13 protein-coding genes and 1 pseudogene are annotated in these 17,238 nt (G+C 64.2%); 10 read left to right on the top strand and 4 right to left on the bottom strand.

What is annotated here, in order from left to right:
• Positions 1-22 precede the first annotated feature (22 nt).
• Entirely contained in the window at positions 23-892 is an 870-nt protein-coding gene (locus tag ABMD26_RS16325) for a DUF6279 family lipoprotein (protein ID WP_420875776.1), read from the top strand.
• A 9-nt stretch (positions 893-901) separates the two neighbouring features.
• Here the strand turns inward: ABMD26_RS16325 and glcC are convergent, their stop codons facing one another.
• Complete coding sequence (gene glcC, locus ABMD26_RS16320) at positions 902-1,654, bottom strand: transcriptional regulator GlcC (protein ID WP_134723583.1); 753 nt, start codon at positions 1,652-1,654, stop codon at positions 902-904.
• Positions 1,655-1,852: 198 nt separating this feature from the next.
• Between glcC and glcD the strand changes: the two genes are divergently transcribed.
• The 7 genes from glcD to ABMD26_RS16285 all read left to right on the top strand — a co-directional run bounded on the left by glcD (position 1,853) and on the right by ABMD26_RS16285 (position 10,525).
• Positions 1,853-3,352, top strand: coding sequence for a glycolate oxidase subunit GlcD (gene glcD / locus ABMD26_RS16315; RefSeq protein WP_134723584.1), 1,500 nt, complete (start codon positions 1,853-1,855; stop codon positions 3,350-3,352).
• Positions 3,352-4,413 (top strand): glycolate oxidase subunit GlcE, encoded by a 1,062-nt coding sequence (gene glcE, locus ABMD26_RS16310; RefSeq protein WP_354310702.1) that lies wholly within the window; start codon positions 3,352-3,354, stop codon positions 4,411-4,413. Before glcD ends, glcE begins: the two co-directional genes overlap by 1 nt.
• 17 nt (positions 4,414-4,430) lie before the next feature.
• Positions 4,431-5,651, top strand: a complete 1,221-nt coding sequence (gene glcF, locus ABMD26_RS16305; RefSeq protein ID WP_354310700.1) for a glycolate oxidase subunit GlcF — start codon at positions 4,431-4,433, stop codon at positions 5,649-5,651.
• Between the two features lie 57 nt (positions 5,652-5,708).
• Positions 5,709-6,110 (top strand): heme-binding protein, encoded by a 402-nt coding sequence (locus ABMD26_RS16300; protein WP_049862480.1) that lies wholly within the window; start codon positions 5,709-5,711, stop codon positions 6,108-6,110.
• A gap of 29 nt (positions 6,111-6,139) precedes the next feature.
• Complete coding sequence (locus ABMD26_RS16295) at positions 6,140-8,320, top strand: malate synthase G (RefSeq protein ID WP_354310697.1); 2,181 nt, start codon at positions 6,140-6,142, stop codon at positions 8,318-8,320.
• 112 nt (positions 8,321-8,432) lie between these two features.
• Complete coding sequence (locus ABMD26_RS16290; RefSeq protein WP_354310695.1) at positions 8,433-9,167, top strand: response regulator transcription factor; 735 nt, start codon at positions 8,433-8,435, stop codon at positions 9,165-9,167.
• A gap of 29 nt (positions 9,168-9,196) precedes the next feature.
• Positions 9,197-10,525, top strand: coding sequence for an ATP-binding protein (locus ABMD26_RS16285; protein ID WP_354311837.1), 1,329 nt, complete (start codon positions 9,197-9,199; stop codon positions 10,523-10,525).
• A 24-nt stretch (positions 10,526-10,549) separates the two neighbouring features.
• On the opposite strand, the pseudogene ABMD26_RS16280 reads toward ABMD26_RS16285, so the two are convergent.
• The 3 genes and pseudogenes from ABMD26_RS16280 to cysK form a co-directional block, all read right to left on the bottom strand.
• Positions 10,550-12,503, bottom strand: a pseudogene (locus tag ABMD26_RS16280) (TonB-dependent receptor domain-containing protein).
• A 218-nt stretch (positions 12,504-12,721) separates the two neighbouring features.
• Complete coding sequence (locus ABMD26_RS16275) at positions 12,722-13,660, bottom strand: aspartyl/asparaginyl beta-hydroxylase domain-containing protein (protein WP_320523022.1); 939 nt, start codon at positions 13,658-13,660, stop codon at positions 12,722-12,724.
• Positions 13,661-13,869: 209 nt separating this feature from the next.
• Positions 13,870-14,844 carry a cysteine synthase A gene (cysK, locus tag ABMD26_RS16270; protein ID WP_049862474.1) on the bottom strand — a complete coding sequence of 325 codons (975 nt, stop codon included), beginning with the start codon at positions 14,842-14,844 and terminating at the stop codon, positions 13,870-13,872.
• Between the two features lie 123 nt (positions 14,845-14,967).
• Between cysK and ABMD26_RS16265 the strand changes: the two genes are divergently transcribed.
• Positions 14,968-16,044, top strand: coding sequence for a DUF748 domain-containing protein (locus ABMD26_RS16265; protein WP_122742441.1), 1,077 nt, complete (start codon positions 14,968-14,970; stop codon positions 16,042-16,044).
• 327 nt (positions 16,045-16,371) lie between these two features.
• The gene (locus ABMD26_RS16260) at positions 16,372-17,217 is read left to right on the top strand and encodes an AAA family ATPase (RefSeq protein WP_043193133.1); all 846 of its coding nucleotides are present in this window, start codon (positions 16,372-16,374) and stop codon (positions 17,215-17,217) included.
• The last annotated feature ends 21 nt before the right edge of the window (positions 17,218-17,238 follow it).

The following is a 17,238-nucleotide window of genomic DNA, read 5'->3' as shown; positions in this document are numbered from 1 at the left end:
CGCCATCGCACGGACCGCCGCCATGAATCTTCTGTCTCGTCGCCTGTTGCACTGCTGGATGCTGCTGGGCCTGTGTCTGCTGTTCGGTGGCTGCACGCGGGTGGATCTGGCCTACCGCAATCTGGATGTGATCATTCCCTGGTCGATGAACGACTACCTGGACATGAATCGCGAGCAGAAGAGCTGGTTCGACGAGCGCCTCAAGGAGCACCTGCGCTGGCACTGCACTACGCAACTGGCCGACAACCTGCAGTGGCTGGACAAGGTCCAGCGCATGGTCGCCGAGCAACAGGTGACGGCGCCGGCGTTGCGCGAACGCACGGCCGAGGCGAAGCAGGCGATCTCGGCGATTGCCGTGCAGGTGACGCCGTCGGCGGTGGAACTGCTGCAGGGCCTGGACGACAATCAGGTCCGCGCGTTGCAGCAGTCGTTGAGCGACGACCTGGCCAAGCGCCGCAAGGAATACGTGGAGCCGCCGCTGCAGACGCAGATCGACGAGCGCGCCAAACGCATGAACAAGCGTCTCACCCCGTGGTTCGGCAACCTCACCGATGCGCAGCAGCAACGGGTGCAGGCCTGGTCGCAAAGCTTGGGCGCGCAGAACCGGGAATGGATCGACAACCGCGAGCATTGGCAGAACCAGTTGCTGGCCGCCCTGCAGCAACGTCAATCCGCCGAATTCCCGGCACGGATCGCGCAATTGCTGCAGCAGCGTGAAACGGTATGGACCCCGCAATACAAGGTCGCCTATGCGCGCACCGAGCAGGCTGCCATTGACCTGATGGTGGGGCTGGCCGCCGACAGTACACCGGAACAGCGCACGCGCATCGAGCGCAAGCTGGGTGAATTGCGCGAGGACTTCGCCAACCTCAAGTGCCTGAAGAACGCCTAGCCAAGCGTTTCAGGTCCACCCCTCCAGGCGCATCGTCGCCCTGACCAGACGCTGCTCCTCCCCTTCGATCTCGCGCAGATTGGCGCAGATGCTCTCGATGTGCGCGACGGCGGCCTTGCGCGCCTGCTCGGGCTGGCGGTTGATCACGGCGGTGTAGAGCTTGGCATGCTGCTTGTCGATCTGTTGTTTCTGCGGCTGGCGGTGGTACAGGTTGTTCACGCAGGCGAATACCGAGTTGAGCAGCAGGTCGGTCAGCGAGCGCAGGGTCTGCACCAGCACCGGATTGTGCGAGGCATCGCAGATGGCCAGGTGAAAGGCATGGTCCAGGTGGGCGTGCCGGGTAGCGTCCAGCGGCTGGTCGTGGGCCGCCAACAGCGCCTGATAGCTGCGCTCGATCAGCACGAAATCGGCCTGGGTACCGCGCAGCGCAGCCAGACGGGCCGACTCGCCTTCGAGCAGCGAACGCACCTCAAACAGATCGTAGAGGGTTCGCGGCTGGGAACTGAACAGGTGCATCAAGGGCGTGGCATCGTTGGCTGGCGACAGGGACGCCACGAACGAACCACGACCCTGCTCGGTGGCGATGATGCCGCGGGCGCGCAACAGCTTGAGGCCTTCGCGCAGTGCATTGCGCGACACCCCTAGTTTTTCCACCAGGCGTCGCTCCGATGGCAAAGGCTGGCCGGTCTTGAGAATGCCGTCGACGATAAGACGCTCGATGCGCTCGCACACGACATCGGCAATCTGAGGTTTGTTGTGCATGGGATGCCTGCTGGTAGGACCATTGCCCAGGATTCGCCCGGAGCCGTCGGCGAGAACCCGAAAATAAGCCAGTAGAGGCACCGAGAGAAGCCCTGCGGCGAAAAGAACTGGTCCTACCAGTGGTTCCGGACGTAGACAGGCATGTGGTTTGCGACCACTGTTGAGCGCATAAGAACGACAAGCCGGTGACCTGCGCCCATGAACATCCTCTACGACGAACGCATCGACGGCGTCCTGCCCAAGGTGGACAAAACCGCTCTGGTGCAGGCATTGCACGCACAACTCCCCGACCTGACCGTGCTGCACCGTGCCGAAGACCTGCGCCCCTACGAGTGCGACGGCCTCAGCGCCTATCGCAGCGTACCGCTGCTGGTGGTATTGCCCGAGCGGCTCGAACAGGTCGAGGTGTTGCTCAAGCTGTGTCACGAGCGAAAGGTACCGGTGGTTGCACGCGGTGCGGGCACCGGGCTGTCCGGGGGTGCGTTGCCGCTGGAACAAGGTGTGCTGCTGGTCATGGCTCGGTTCAAGCAGATTCTCGAGATCGACCCCGCCGGGCGCTGGGCGCGTGTACAGCCGGGCGTGCGCAACCTGGCGATCTCGCAGGCGGCGGCACCCTACGGCCTGTATTACGCTCCTGATCCTTCATCACAGATCGCCTGTTCGATCGGCGGCAACGTCGCGGAAAACGCCGGTGGTGTGCACTGCCTCAAATACGGCTTGACCGTGCACAACCTGCTCAAGGTGCAGATGCTCACCATCGAGGGTGAGCACCTGACCTTGGGCAGCGATGCCCTCGACTCGCCTGGCTTCGACCTGCTGGCGCTGTTCACCGGTTCCGAGGGCATGCTGGGCATCATCACCGAGGTCACCGTCAAGCTGTTGCCCAAGCCGCAGGTGGCCAAGGTGCTGCTGGCCAGTTTCGACTCGGTGGAAAAGGCCGGCGCGGCGGTCGCCGATATCATCGCGGCAGGGATCATTCCCGGTGGCTTGGAAATGATGGACAACCTGGCCATTCGCGCCGCCGAGGACTTCATTCACGCGGGCTACCCGGTGGACGCCGAGGCGATTCTGCTGTGCGAGCTAGATGGCGTGGAAGCCGATGTGCATGACGATTGCCAGCGCGTCTACCAGGTGTTGACCGAGGCCGGTGCGACCGAGGTGCGCCAGGCCCGGGACGAAGCCGAACGGCTGCGCTTCTGGGCTGGCCGCAAGAACGCCTTCCCGGCGGTCGGCCGGCTCTCGCCCGACTACTACTGCATGGACGGCACCATTCCGCGCCGCGCCCTGCCGGGGGTGCTCAAGGGCATCACCGAACTGTCCGAGCAGTACGATTTGCGCGTGGCCAACGTGTTTCATGCCGGGGACGGCAACATGCATCCGCTGATCCTGTTCGATGCCAACCAGCCGGGCGAGCTCGAACGCGCCGAGGCCCTGGGTGGGAAGATTCTGGAGTTGTGCGTGGCGGTGGGTGGCAGCATCACCGGCGAACACGGCGTGGGCCGCGAGAAGATCAACCAGATGTGCGCGCAGTTCAACAGTGACGAGCTGACTCTGTTCCATGCCGTGAAAGCCGCGTTCGACCCCGATCGCCTGCTCAACCCCGGCAAGAACATTCCGACCCTGCAGCGCTGCGCCGAATTCGGCGCCATGCATATCCACCATGGGCAACTGCCATTCCCCGAGCTGGAGCGCTTCTGATGGCCGACCGCGATTTCGACGCCAGCGAGCAACTGCTGGATCAGGTGCGACAGGCCCTGGCCGACGACCGTCCGCTGTGCATCCAGGGCAGTGACAGCAAGGCCTTCCTGGGCCGCATCGGTGCCGGTGAGCGGCTCGATACCCGTGTGCATTGCGGCATCGTCAGCTACGACCCCACTGAGCTGGTGATCACCGCGCGCGCCGGTACGCCTTTGCAGACCCTGCGGGCCGCCGTCGAGCAGGCGGGACAGATGCTGCCGTTCGAGCCACCGGCCTATGGCGAGCAGGCCACCCTGGGCGGCACGGTCGCTGCCGGACTGTCCGGACCGCGACGGCCCTGGGCCGGTTCGGCCCGCGACTATGTGCTGGGCACGCGGGTGATCACCGGGCAAGGCAAGCACTTGCGTTTTGGCGGTGAGGTGATGAAGAACGTCGCTGGTTACGACCTGTCGCGATTGTTGACCGGCAGTTTCGGCACCCTGGGTGTGCTGACTGAAGTGTCGCTCAAAGTGCTGCCCAAGCCGCGCGCCTGTTTCAGCATCAAGTTGGACTGCAATGCGGAGCGCGCCTTGCTCAAGCTCGCCGAGTGGGGTCAGCAGCCGATGCCGATCAGTGCCGCGTGCCACAGCGATGAGGCGCTTTACCTGCGCCTGGAAGGCGGCGAGGGATCGGTGGCTGCTGCCCATGAACGCATCGGCGGCGAGCCCATCGACTCGGCGTTCTGGGATGACCTGAACGAGCATCGCCTGCCTTTCTTCGCGCAGCCTGAACCGCTCTGGCGTCTGTCGTTGCCCAACAATACCGGCATCCTCGACCTGCCCGGCGAGCAATTGATCGACTGGGGCGGTGCTCAGCGCTGGCTGAAATCCAGCGCCAGCGCCGCGTCGATCCGGCAGGTGGTCGAGGCGGTCGGGGGGCATGTCACCTGCTACACCGCCGGGATCACCCCCGAACCGTTCCAGCCCCTGCCCGACTTGCTGCTGCGCTATCACCGCCAGCTCAAGACGCAGCTGGACCCGCAAGGCATCTTCAACCCCGGCCGCCTCTACGCGCAGCTGTGAACCAGGAGTCCTGAACCATGCAGACCCAATTGAGTGATCAGGCCCGTTTGCTGCCACGTGCCGAGGAAGCCGAACGCATTCTGCGCAGTTGCGTGCACTGTGGCTTCTGCAATGCCACCTGCCCCACCTATCAATTGCTGGGTGACGAGCTGGACGGGCCGCGCGGGCGCATCTATCTGATCAAGCAAGTGCTCGAAGGCCACGAAGTGACGGCGCACACGCAGCAGCATCTGGATCGCTGCCTGAGCTGCCGCAACTGCGAATCCACCTGCCCCTCGGGCGTGGACTACCACAACCTACTGGACATCGGCCGCGCAGTGGTGGACCAGGCGGTGCCGCGGCCCGTAGAGCAACGCTGGCTGCGTGGCGGCCTGCGTGCACTGGCCCCGCACCCGAGCGCATTCAAGGCGTTGATCCAGCTGGGCCAGACCTTTCGCCCACTGCTGCCGCAACGCCTCAAGGACAAACTGCCGCGCCAGGTCCACGCAGCCGTGGCCCGCCCTGCCGTGCAACACGCACGTCGCGTGCTGATGCTCGAAGGTTGCGTGCAGCCGGGGCTGTCTCCCAATACCAATGCCGCCGCCGCGCGGGTGCTGGACCGCCTGGGCATCAGCGTCACGGCGGTTCGTCAGGCCGGCTGCTGCGGTGCGGTGGACTATCACCTGGACGATCAGGCGCGCGGCCTGCAGCGGGCGCGGCACAACATCGACGCCTGGTGGCCGGCGATCGAAGCAGGCGCCGAAGCCATCGTGCAGACCGCCAGCGGTTGCGGCGCTTTCATCAAGGATTACGGGCACCTGCTGGAACAGGATCCGGCCTACGCGGCCAAGGCCCGGACAGTCAGCCGGCTGGCCAAGGACCTGGTCGAGGTGTTGCGCGACGAGCCTGTGGAGCAATTGGCCGTCCACACCGACCTGCGCATGGCCTTCCACTGCCCATGCACCTTGCAGCACGCGCAGAAGCTGGGTGGCGTGACCGAACAGCTCCTGCGACGCCTGGGCTTTCATTTGACCGATGTGCCGGACGGCCACCTGTGCTGCGGTTCGGCCGGCACCTATTCGGTGACCCAGCCGGTGTTGTCCCGGCAACTACGCGACAACCGCCTGAACGCCTTGGAAAGCGGTGCGCCGCAAGTGATCGCCACCGCCAACATCGGTTGCCAGAACCATCTGGACGGTGCCGCACGCACCCCGGTGCGGCACTGGATCGAACTGGTGGAACAGGCCATGGCCGATTGACACGCACCTTTGACACACTGCTATTTGAACCCCTCGACAACAGCACTGGAGAAGCACATGCAAAGCAAAGCGATTCTTGGCCAGGAAGACGTCACCCGCATCCTCGCCGCTGCCCGCGCCGAAGCGCAGAAGAACAACTGGGCGGTGGGCATTGCCGTGGTCGACGACGGCGGTCACCTGCTGGCGTTCGAACGGCTGGACGGCGCCGCCGCCAGCACGGCGTACATCGCACCGGGCAAGGCACGCACTTCGGCGTTGGGGCGCAAGGAATCGGTGGTGTTCGAAGAGATGGTCAACAATGGGCGGACCGCGTTCCTGTCCGGTAATCTGATGACGTGCCTGGAAGGCGCCGTGCCGCTGATCCACGAAGGCCAGGTCATCGGCGCGGTCGGCGTGTCCGGGGTCAAGCCCGCTGAAGATGCCCAGATCGCCAAGGCCGGCGCTGCCGCCCTGGCCTGACTTCCTCCCCCGTATCCAAGGAGACCGCAATGAAGCACCGCATGAGAGCCCAGCGTCTGCAAGTCGACGCCACCCTGTACGATTTCATCGAGAACGAAGTGCTGCCTGACAGCGGGTTGGAATCCGAAGCGTTCTGGACCGGTTTCGACGCCCTGGTTCACGAGTTCGCACCGCAGAACCGCTTGTTGCTGGCCGAACGCGACCGCTTGCAGACCGAACTGGACAACTGGCACCGTGCCCATCCCGGTCCGATTCAGGATCCGGCCGCCTACCGCAGCTTCCTGCACGCCATCGGCTATCTGCAGCCCCAGCCCGACCGCGTGGAAATCAGCACCCGCGATGTCGATGACGAGATCGCCCTGGTGGCCGGTCCGCAGTTGGTGGTGCCGTCGACCAATGCCCGCTACGCCCTGAACGCCGCCAATGCCCGCTGGGGCTCCTTGTACGACGCGCTGTACGGCACCGATGCCATTCCGGAAAGCGACGGCGCGGCCAAGGGCCAGGGCTACAATCAGGTTCGCGGCGATCGCGTGATCGCCTTCGCCCGCGACCTGCTCGACCAGAGCACCCCACTGGCCAACGGCTCGCACCGCGATGCCAACGGCTATCGCATCGAGGGCGGCCAATTGCAGGTGAGCCTGGCCGATGGCAGCGTCAGCGGGCTGGCCGATCCGAGCCAATTCGTCGGCTTCCAGGGCGACGCCCAGCAGCCGGTTGCCGTGCTGCTCAAGCACCACGGCCTGCACATCGAGATTCAGATCGACCCCACCTCGCCCATCGGCCGTACTGATGCCGCAGGTGTGAAGGACCTGCTGCTCGAGGCTGCCCTATCGACCATCATCGACTGCGAAGACTCGGTAGCGGCGGTGGATGCCAGTGACAAGGTGGCGATCTACCGCAATTGGCTGGGCCTGATGCGTGGCGATCTCACCGAGGAATTGGAGAAAGGCGGCCAGCGCATCACCCGCCGCCTCAATCCGGATCGTCAGTACCACACGCCAACAGGCGGCGAGTTGACCCTGCATGGCCGTTCGCTGCTGTTGATCCGCAACGTCGGCCACCTGATGACCAATCCGGCGATCCTCGACGATGAAGGCCGGGAGATCCCCGAGGGCATTCTCGACGGTGTGATCACCAGCCTGATCGGGCTGTATGACCTGGAACGTCGAGGCAACTCGCGCACCGGCAGCCTGTACATCGTCAAGCCGAAGATGCACGGCCCGGCCGAGGTGGACTTCGCGGACAGACTGTTCGCTGCCATCGAGAACCTGCTCAACCTTCCGCGCAACACCTTGAAAATCGGCATCATGGACGAGGAACGCCGCACTTCGGTGAACCTTGCGGCCTGTATCGGCGCCGCATCGACCCGCGTGGCGTTCATCAACACCGGCTTCCTCGACCGCACCGGCGATGAGATCCACAGCGCCATGCAAGCCGGCCCGATGATGCGCAAGGGCGACATGAAAGGCAGCGCCTGGATTGCGGCATACGAGCGCAACAACATGCTCACCGGTCTGGCCTGCGGCCTGCGCGGCAAAGCGCAGATCGGCAAGGGCATGTGGGCCATGCCCGACCTGATGGCCGACATGCTGGTGCAGAAGATCGGTCATCCCAAGGCCGGTGCCAATACCGCCTGGGTACCCTCGCCCACCGCGGCCACCTTGCATGCGCTGCACTATCATCAGGTCAACGTCAGCGAAGTGCAGCAGACCTTGGAGCAGATCGACGCCAAGGCCGAGCACGATGCGTTGCTGGACAACCTGCTGACCATCCCGGTGGTGGCCAATGCGCAGTGGAGCGCCGAGGAGATCCGTCAGGAACTGGACAACAATGCCCAGGGCTTGCTGGGCTACGTAGTGCGCTGGGTGGAACAGGGCATCGGTTGCTCCAAGGTGCCGGACATCCACGACGTCGGGCTGATGGAAGACCGCGCGACCCTGCGCATCTCCAGCCAGCACATGGCCAACTGGCTGAACCACGGCGTGGTCAGCCGCGAGCAGATCGTCGAAACCCTGGAGCGCATGGCCCGCGTGGTCGACCAGCAGAATGCCGGGGATCCGTCGTACCGCCCGATGGCGGCCGACTTCCAGAACTCGGTGGCGTTCACGGCCGCCAGTGCGCTGGTCTTCCAGGGCTGTGAGCAACCCAGCGGCTACACCGAGCCGTTGCTGCACCGGTTCCGCCTGGCGTTCAAGAACGCTCAGGCGTGACACCGGCCGGACGGGGTTGGCGTCTGCCGCCCCCGTCCGGCGCTGCTGCACGGGCATCGAGCTTGCTGTAAGATCGCGTTCCGAATGAGAATCATCCGCGAACGCAGCCATCATGAATCCTTCCCCTCCTCGTCTGCTGGTGGTCGATGACCACCGCAAGATCCGTGAGCCGCTGGCCATCTACCTGCGCCGTTTCGGTTTCGACGTCCGCACCACAGAGGATGCGGCGGGCATGTGGGCGCTGCTCAAGCAGGACGTGTTCGACGTGTTGATTCTCGACGTCATGCTGCCCGATGGCGATGGATTCGAGCTGTGTCGCGCGCTGGCGCACAAGTCGGCGGCCGCGGTGATTCTGCTGACCGCACGCGATGCCTGCGCCGACCGTGTCCAGGGGCTGGACGCCGGTGCCGACGACTACGTGGTCAAGCCGTTCGAACCGCGTGAACTGGTGGCGCGCATCCACAGCGTACTGCGCAGGCGCGGCACGCCCGGCGAAGCCACGTCAGTGATGCCCGCCCCCTTGCGTCGTTTCGAGTTCGCCGACCTGAGCTTTCGCAGCGGCTGCAACACGCTGACCCGTTCCGACCAGAGCCAGGTACGTTTGAGCACCGTGGAAGGCCGCTTGCTGGAAGTGTTTCTCGAGCACCCCAATACCGTGCTAGGCCGCGAGCGCTTGATCGAGCTGACCTCGCGGCCGGGCAGCGATCTGTTCGATCGCGCCATCGATCGGCAGATCAGCCGTCTGCGCCGCAAGCTGGCCGACAGCGCCTTGCAGCCGATGCTGTTGCAGACCGTGTGGGGTGGTGGCTACCGCCTGGCAGCGAACGTCGTTCAGTACCCGGCATGAAGGGGCTGCGCCGGGCCTGGCCACGGGCCATGACCCGGCAATTGGGTGTGCTGTTGCTGTTGGCGCTGCTGGCGTCCAACCTCATCGCGATGCTGTTGCTGCAGCGCACCGGATCGCTGGTACACCCGCTGTCACGCACCTTGGTGGTCGAGCGTCTGGCCACGGCCTATCAAGCGGCGCGCGATCTGCCGGCGGCCGACGCCCGGCGCCTGCTCGACGCCATGGGCACTGCCGACGCGCGCTTCTGGGTGGCTTCCGCAGCCCAGGTCCAGCCTTTTGCCATGCACACCGAAGAACGACGCCTGGCCACGGCCGTGCGTCAGCGCCTGGGGCTTGCCGACCAAGCGGTGGTTGTCCTGCAGTTGGAGCGCAGCAGCGGCGGCCCGGCCCGCGAGCATCTGTTCAAGCGTGCCGGTTGGCAGGCCCTGCGCCTGCGTAGCTCGATGAGCCTGCCCGACGGCACCCAGCTCAACGCCGAGCAGGCACCTGCCGGTGCCTATGAATGGGGCCGGCTGCTGGCCTACAGCGTGCCGGTCAGTACCATCCCGGTGCTGCTGATCGTGATTTTCTTCATGCGCCGCGTCGTCGCGCCGGTCAAACGTCTGGCCTTGGCCACCGAGCGCGTCAGCCGGGGCGAATGGATCGCACCGCTGCCGTTGTCGGGCCCGCGGGAAGCACAGGAACTGACCCTGGCGTTCAATGTGATGCAGGAGCGTATCGCCCGCCATGTCGAGGGCCGCACGCGCATGCTGGCCGCGCTGAGCCACGACCTCAATACGCCCATCACCGAGCTGCGTTTGCAGGTGGAGTTGCTCGAAGACCCCGAACTGCGCCAGCACATGCTCGACAGCCTCGACGAGTTGCGCGCCATGGTCAGCGAAACCCTGGACTTCGTGCGCGGCGATGCGGTGCAGGAGGCCACCGTCGAGGTTTCACTGAGTGAGGTGCTCAGCGACCTCGCCCGACGCTACCAGACCCTGGGCACGCCCATCGACTGGCCAGGCTCAGCGCCGGTGGCGTGCCGTTGTCGACCGCTGGCCCTCAAGCGGGCGCTGACCAACCTGATCGACAATGCCTTGCGCCATGGCGGTGATGCGCAGGTACGCCTGTACCGGGAAGCGTCAGGCGGGCTGTGCATCGAGATTCGCGATCACGGACCGGGGATCGACGCCGCCTGGCTGCAACAGGTGTTCGAGCCCTTCGTGCAGCTGGGCAAGGGCGGCGCCGACCCCAGCCACGGTGGCGGCCTGGGCATGGGGCTGGCGATCGCCCGCGCCTGCGTGCAGGCCCATGGCGGCGTTCTGGTGCTGGAAAACCGGACACCGGGGCTGGCGGCCCTGGTGCGGCTGCCGGGCTGATCCTTCCGGTAGAGCCTTGGCGTGTCAGAAGCGCAGCGTGGTGCCCATCCAGAACGTGCGACCGTAGTTGACCGTGCCGTAGGTGTCGTCATCCAGACGTTTGTCGGCCAGGTTGTACACCGCCGCCTTGAGGGTGATGTCGCGAGTCAGCTCGTACGAGCCACCGATGTCGGCCGTGGTGTAGGCCGGGGCCGGTTCGCCACTCAGGGTGGTGCCGTATTCCTGGCCATAGTAGTTGACCGAGGCCCACGCCTGGGCGCGGTCGGACAGGGTCCAGTCGGCACTGACGTTCGCCTTGTGCTCGGGTGTCAGCGACAGCGGTGCGCCTGCGTTGCTGCCGCTCTTCTGCTCCGAATCGGTGTAGGTGTAGTTGCCCTTCACGGCAAAGGCACGGGTGATGTCCCAGCGGCCGTTGACCTCGGCACCGGTGATCGTTGCTTCATCGACGTTGATGCGGTCCTGGACGATGTAGCCGTTCCAGCGGCGCGCGGTGTTTTCCGTGGACAGTTTGTCCTTGAACACGTTGTGGAACACGGTCGCACCGGCCGACAGGTTATTGCGGTTGGACCACAGTGCCGACAGTTCGTAGTTGGTACTGGTTTCCGGTTTCAGGTCCGGGTTGCCCAGGTTTACGTAGGTGTTGCGGCGGATGGTGGCGTAACCGGGCACCACGGCGCGAATCTCGGGAGCCTTGAAGCCGCGCGCCACGCCGCCCTTGAAGGTCCAGTCCGGAGTGGCACGCCAGACACCATAGAGACGCGGGCTGACGTGGGTGCCGTATTGCTCGTGCTCGTCGACGCGGGCGCCGGTGGTCAAGGCGAAATCGTCGGTCACCGACCATTCGTTTTCGGCGAACAGGGCTTTCTGGGTCACCGAGAACTCGTAGTTGCGGCGGTCCATCAGGCCCTGGTTCCAGTCGCTCAGTTGCGCCCGGTTCCATTGCAGGCCGGTGGTGGTGATGTTGTAGGCCGTGGGGATGACCAGCTTGGCATCGAACACGGTGTTCTCCACCACCGGTTTGCGCCCCAGAATTTCCGGCTGATTGGCTGCGGCCTTGCCCTCGCGGCTGGCTTTTTCATAGGCCAGGGACACGTCCGACGTCGCCCAGCCCCAGCGCCCCTGGTGCGAGAGCGAGTAGTGGTCGCGGTTGTTTTCCTGCTCGCGGGTGGCCCAGTTGACGCTGGTGCCGTCGCCGTTCTTCAGGCGCGTGGCGCCGCCTTCCAGAAGGATGTCGTGGTCTTCGTTGGGGGTGAAGGCCAGGCGCGCGGTGAGGTCCTTGTGATCGGCCTTGGTGAAGCCGTTGGTGACTTCCACGTCATCGTCGGCCTGGCGGTCGAGGTAGCGGCCCCAGACCTGTACGCCCAGGTACTTCTCCACCAGCGGACCGTTGAGGTAGAACTGGGTCTGACGAGCGTTGCCCTGATCGCTGTGCTGGCGCCGCCGCGTAATCGTAGGATACCGAGCCGCCCCACTGGGGAGAGACCTTGCGAGTGATGATGTTGATCACGCCGCCGATGGCGTCCGAGCCGTACAGCGAAGACATCGGGCCGCGAACCACTTCGATGCGTTCGATGGCTTCGGCCGGTGGCACGAAACTCTGCTCGTAGCCGCGGTTGCCGTTGACCCGGGTTTCGCGGCTGCTCTGGCGTTTGCCGTCGACCAGAATCAGGGTGTAGTCAGGTGGCATGCCACGGATGGAGATGTCGGTCTCGTTGGCGCTGCCGTTGACGATCACACCCTCGATGTTGCGTACGGCATCACCGAGGTCGTTGTAGGATTTCTTGCGCAGTTCGTCGCCGGTGATGATGGTGACGGAGGCCGGTGCATCCTCCACGCTTTGCTCGAAGCCCGACGCTGTGACCACGACCTCATCGAGGACGGTCGGGGCGGTCAATTCGATCGGCTCGGCTCGAGCCACCCCAGCAGTGGCCAGGGCGATCATCACGGCCAGGGGCCGCAAAGAAAGTGGAGGATGCATGGAACTTCCTTACGATTCGGTTGTAAAAGCGAATCGTATGCATCCTCAGGTGGGGAGGTTGGACAAGGTGTGACAAGGGAGGGAGGTGTATTGCCTGTACTGACGCCTTCGCCGCCCTACGCGCAAGCCCGCTCCCACAAAGGGTTGTCGAATAGCGAGAATCCTGTGGGAGCGGGCTTGCGCGTAGGGCGGCGAAGGCGGTGAAAAGGCCTTAAGGATCAACCAAACAACCAGTACCCCAACGCGGTCAGCACAATTACCGCCAGCACCGGGCGCAGCACGCGGTAGGCTTTGGGGTTGGCGCGCTTGAACTGCTTGACCTTGCCGCTGAAGCGATCGCTGAAGGTCTTGCTCCAGGCGTAGGCCTGGTTGATGCCGCCGACGCGTTCGTCGTCCAGGTTCTGCGGCGCAGTGGCGCGACCCAGGAACGCGCTGACGCGCTTGTTGAGGCTCGCCATGAAGCGATTGCTCAGCGGCCGCTCGATGTCACAGAACAGGATGACCCGAGTGTGCTCGGTCTCGTTCTTGACCCAATGCACGTAGGTCTCGTCGAACATCACATCGTCACCATCGCGCCAGGCGTATTCCTGGCCGTCGACGAAAATACGGCAGGCGTCGGAGTTGGGCGTCGACAGGCCCAAGTGGTAGCGCAGCGAACCGGCGAACGGGTCGCGGTGCGGGTTCAGGTGACTGCCGCCGGGCAGCAGCGCGAACATGGCGCCCTTGACGTTGGGAATGCTGTTGACCAACTCCACGGTGCGGGGGCACAGCGCGTTGGCCGATGGCAGGGATTTGTCGTACCACTTGAGGTAGAAACGCTTCCAGCCTTTCTTGAAGAACGAGCCGAAGCCGGCGTCGTTGTTCTTCTCGGCGGCGCGGATATAGCCCTCGTCGAACAGGTGCATGGCTTCGTCGCGGATGACCTGCCAGTTGTCCTTGAGCACATCCAGCTCGGGGAATTTGCTGCGGTCCAGATAGGGTTTGGACGGCACGCTGGAAAACAGGTACATCAAGGCGTTATAGGGCGCGAACAGAGCGGAATGGTTGACGAACTGGCGCAGCACCGGCAGACGCGCCTTGCCCCGCAGGTGCACGTAGAGCGTGCTGCCGATGAACAGCAACAGCACGGCAGCCTTGGCGGCGAAGGAAAGGGTCATGGAGCGGATCCTCGAATGGGCAGTGCGCCATGATAAACCCTGGGGGCCCGGCTGGAAATGAAAGGCGCGGGGCAACGGTCGGCATGCAGCCGTTGCGGGCCCGTAGGAGCGGTCATCGGCCGCGAAAAGATCGGCGCGGTGGGTCAGGTGCATCGCGGCGTGATTTTCGCGGCCGCAGACCGCTCCTATGGTGAGACATACCGCTGCCGTCAGGCTTGCAGTTCGGTCTCGGTGAACAGGTCGCTGAAGAGCATGCTCGACAGGTAGCGCTCACCCGAATCGGGCAGGATGACCACGATGGTCTTGCCTTGCATTTCCGGCTTCTCCGCCAGCTTGGCGGCGGCTGCCATGGCGGCGCCACAGGAAATGCCGCAGAGAATGCCCTCCTCCTGCATCAAGCGCCGCGCCATGGCCTTGGCTTCGTCGTCGCTGACCAGCTCGACACGATCCACCAGCGACAGGTCGAGGTTCTTCGGAATGAACCCGGCGCCGATGCCCTGGATCTTGTGTGGCGCGGGAGTGATGTCCTGGCCGGCCATGGCCTGGGTGATGATCGGCGAGGTCAGCGGCTCGACCGCAACGCTGAGGATCGACTTGCCCTGAACCTGCTTGATGTAGCGCGAGATGCCGGTGATGGTCCCGCCGGTCCCCACGCCGGCCACCAGAACATCGACGGCGCCGTCGGTGTCGTTCCAGATTTCCGGGCCGGTGGTCTTCTCATGGATGGCCGGGTTGGCCGGGTTGTCGAACTGCTGCGGCATGAAATACAGCTCGGGGTTGCTGGCGACGATCTCGCCGGCCTTTTCGATGGCACCCTTCATGCCCTTGGCCGGCTCGGTCAGGACCAGTTCGGCTCCCAGCGCCTTGAGCACCTTGCGCCGCTCCAGGCTCATGGACGCGGGCATGGTCAGCATCAGCTTGTAGCCGCGCGCGGCGGCCACGAAAGCCAGGCCGATGCCGGTATTGCCCGAGGTGGGCTCGACGATGGTCATGCCCGGCTTGAGCTTGCCCGAGCTTTCCGCGTCCCAGATCATGTTCGCGCCGATGCGGCACTTGACCGAGTAGCCGGGGTTGCGCCCCTCGATCTTGGCCAGCAGGGTCACCCCGCGCGGGCCGATGCGGTTGATCTGCACCAGCGGCGTGTTGCCGATGGAGTGGGCGTTGTCGGCGTAAATGCGGCTCATGGCGAAAAGGTCCTTGTGCTGCAGCAGGAAAAATCCAAGGTTAAGCCCGTGATGGGGGCGAGTCCAGCGAACGGATGAGACTGTGGACAGTCAATGGCTAACCATCGTTCGGGAGATTCTGCCATGAAACGTCGCTACAGCTGGCCGCTCTGGACCTTCACCGGCCTGGTTGTACTGGTGCTCGCCCTGCACATCGCCCTGCCCTACCTGGTGCGCGACTACCTCAACGACAAGCTCGCCGACATGGGCGAATACAAGGGCCGCGTCAGCGACGTCGACCTGGCCTGGTGGCGCGGCGCCTATCAGATCAATGGCCTGCAGATCATCAAGACCAGCGGCAAGGTGCCGGTACCGTTGCTCGATGCGCCGGTGATCGACATCGCCGTGAGCTGGCACGCCCTGTGGTACGACCACGCGGTGGTGGCACGGGTGGAATTCCTGCGCCCGGAGCTTAACTTCGTCGACGGTGGCGCCAACAAACAGGCCACCCAGACCGGTGCCGGCACCGACTGGCGCGACCAGATGAACAAGCTACTGCCGATCACCTTGAACGAGGTGCGGGTCAACGACGGCAAGATCAGCTTCCGCAATTTCTCGTCCAAACCCCAAGTCAACATCAGCGCCAACCAGGTCAACGCCAGCCTCTACAACCTGACCAATGTGGAAGACCTGGAAGGCAAGCGCGATGCGCGTTTCGAAGGCCATGCCAAGCTGTTCGGCCAGGCCCCGGTGGAAAGCACCGCCACGTTCGATCCGTTCAGCAACTTCGAAGATTTCGAATTCCGCCTGCGTGCCACCGGGATCGAGTTGCGTCGGCTCAATGACTTCTCCGGTGCCTATGGCAAGTTCGATTTCAACGCCGGTAGCGGGGATATCGTGATCGAGGCGGATGCCGACAATGCCCGCCTGAGTGGCTACATCAAGCCGCTGCTGCACAACGTCGATGTGTTCAACTGGCAGCAGGACGTGGAAAACAAGGACAAGGGTTTCTTCCGTTCGATCTGGGAGGCAGTGGTCGGTGGGACCGAGACGGTGCTCAAGAACCAATCGCAGAACCAGTTCGCGACCCGGGTCGAACTCAGCGGTAACGTGCATCGCCAGGACATCAGCCCGCTGCAGGCGTTCTGGCAGATCCTGCGCAACGGCTTCGTGCAGGCTTTCAATGCGCGCTATGAACAGGCGCCACCCAAGCAGGAATGAGGTGGGTGGCTTGGCCTCTTTGCGGGCAAGCCCGCTCCCACAAGGTCAGATGCAAATGCTGTGGCTGGACTGGCCTCTTCGCGGGCAGAGCCCGCTCCCACAAGGTCAGATGCAAATGCTGTGGTTGGACTGGCCTCTTCGCGGGCAGAGCCCGCTCCCACAAGGTCAGATGAAAATGCTGTGGCTGGACTGGCCTCTTCGCGGGCAGAGCCCGCTCCTACAGGGTCCGAGTCAACCTTGTGGGAGCGGGCTCTGCCCGCGAAGGGGCCTTAATTGACACACCGCGCTATAGTCGACCCCCAACACCTGATTTCCGAGGACAGCCCCATGAAGTTCGAAGGCACCCCCGCCTACGTTGCCACCGACGACCTCAAGCTGGCGGTCAATGCCGCGATCACCCTGCAGCGGCCCCTGCTGGTCAAGGGCGAACCAGGCACCGGCAAGACTATGCTGGCCGAGCAACTGGCCGAGTCCTTCGGTGCGCGGCTGATCACCTGGCACATCAAGTCCACCACCAAGGCCCACCAGGGCCTGTACGAGTACGACGCGGTCAGCCGTCTGCGCGATTCGCAGCTGGGTGTGGACAAGGTCCACGACGTGCGCAACTACCTCAAGAAAGGCAAGCTGTGGGAGGCCTTCGAAGCCGATGAACGGGTCATCCTGCTGATCGATGAAATCGACAAGGCCGACATCGAGTTCCCCAACGACCTGCTGCAGGAACTCGACAAGATGGAGTTCTACGTCTACGAGACCGACGAAACCATCAAGGCTCGCCATCGCCCGATCATCATCATTACCTCCAACAACGAAAAAGAGCTGCCCGATGCGTTCCTGCGTCGGTGCTTCTTCCACTACATCGCCTTTCCCGACCGCGCGACCCTGCAACGCATCGTCGACGTACACTACCCCGACATCAAGAAAACCCTGGTGGCCGAGGCCCTGGACGTCTTCTTCGATGTGCGCAAGGTGCCGGGCCTGAAAAAGAAGCCCTCCACCTCCGAGCTGGTCGACTGGCTCAAGCTGTTGATGGCCGACAACATCGGTGAAGCCGTGCTGCGCGAACGCGATCCGACCAAGGCGATTCCACCGCTGGCCGGTGCCCTGGTCAAGAACGAACAGGACGTGCAGCTTCTCGAACGCCTGGCCTTCATGAGCCGGCGCGGCAACCGCTGACTCCCTCTTTCCGACTGCGAG

Origin of the sequence: Pseudomonas sp. PvP001 (assembly GCF_040546375.1) — a bacterium.
Taxonomy (GTDB): domain Bacteria; phylum Pseudomonadota; class Gammaproteobacteria; order Pseudomonadales; family Pseudomonadaceae; genus Aquipseudomonas; species Aquipseudomonas coleopterorum.
Note: the sequence above shows the minus strand (reverse complement) of the source record. Positions and strands in the feature narration are given on the sequence as shown.

Bases quoted from the DNA above. Each gene is read 5' to 3' on its own strand.
- glcC (WP_134723583.1), bottom strand. From the start codon at position 1,654: ATGCACAACAAACCTCAGATTGCCGATGTCGTGTGCGAGCGCATCGAG.
- ABMD26_RS16325 (WP_420875776.1), top strand. From the start codon at position 23: ATGAATCTTCTGTCTCGTCGCCTGTTGCACTGCTGGATGCTGCTGGGC.
- glcF (WP_354310700.1), top strand. From the start codon at position 4,431: ATGCAGACCCAATTGAGTGATCAGGCCCGTTTGCTGCCACGTGCCGAG.
- glcE (WP_354310702.1), top strand. From the start codon at position 3,352: ATGGCCGACCGCGATTTCGACGCCAGCGAGCAACTGCTGGATCAGGTG.
- ABMD26_RS16285 (WP_354311837.1), top strand. From the start codon at position 9,197: ATGACCCGGCAATTGGGTGTGCTGTTGCTGTTGGCGCTGCTGGCGTCC.
- ABMD26_RS16275 (WP_320523022.1), bottom strand. From the start codon at position 13,660: ATGACCCTTTCCTTCGCCGCCAAGGCTGCCGTGCTGTTGCTGTTCATC.
- ABMD26_RS16290 (WP_354310695.1), top strand. From the start codon at position 8,433: ATGAATCCTTCCCCTCCTCGTCTGCTGGTGGTCGATGACCACCGCAAG.
- ABMD26_RS16260 (WP_043193133.1), top strand. From the start codon at position 16,372: ATGAAGTTCGAAGGCACCCCCGCCTACGTTGCCACCGACGACCTCAAG.
- glcD (WP_134723584.1), top strand. From the start codon at position 1,853: ATGAACATCCTCTACGACGAACGCATCGACGGCGTCCTGCCCAAGGTG.
- ABMD26_RS16300 (WP_049862480.1), top strand. From the start codon at position 5,709: ATGCAAAGCAAAGCGATTCTTGGCCAGGAAGACGTCACCCGCATCCTC.
- ABMD26_RS16265 (WP_122742441.1), top strand. From the start codon at position 14,968: ATGAAACGTCGCTACAGCTGGCCGCTCTGGACCTTCACCGGCCTGGTT.
- ABMD26_RS16295 (WP_354310697.1), top strand. From the start codon at position 6,140: ATGAAGCACCGCATGAGAGCCCAGCGTCTGCAAGTCGACGCCACCCTG.
- cysK (WP_049862474.1), bottom strand. From the start codon at position 14,844: ATGAGCCGCATTTACGCCGACAACGCCCACTCCATCGGCAACACGCCG.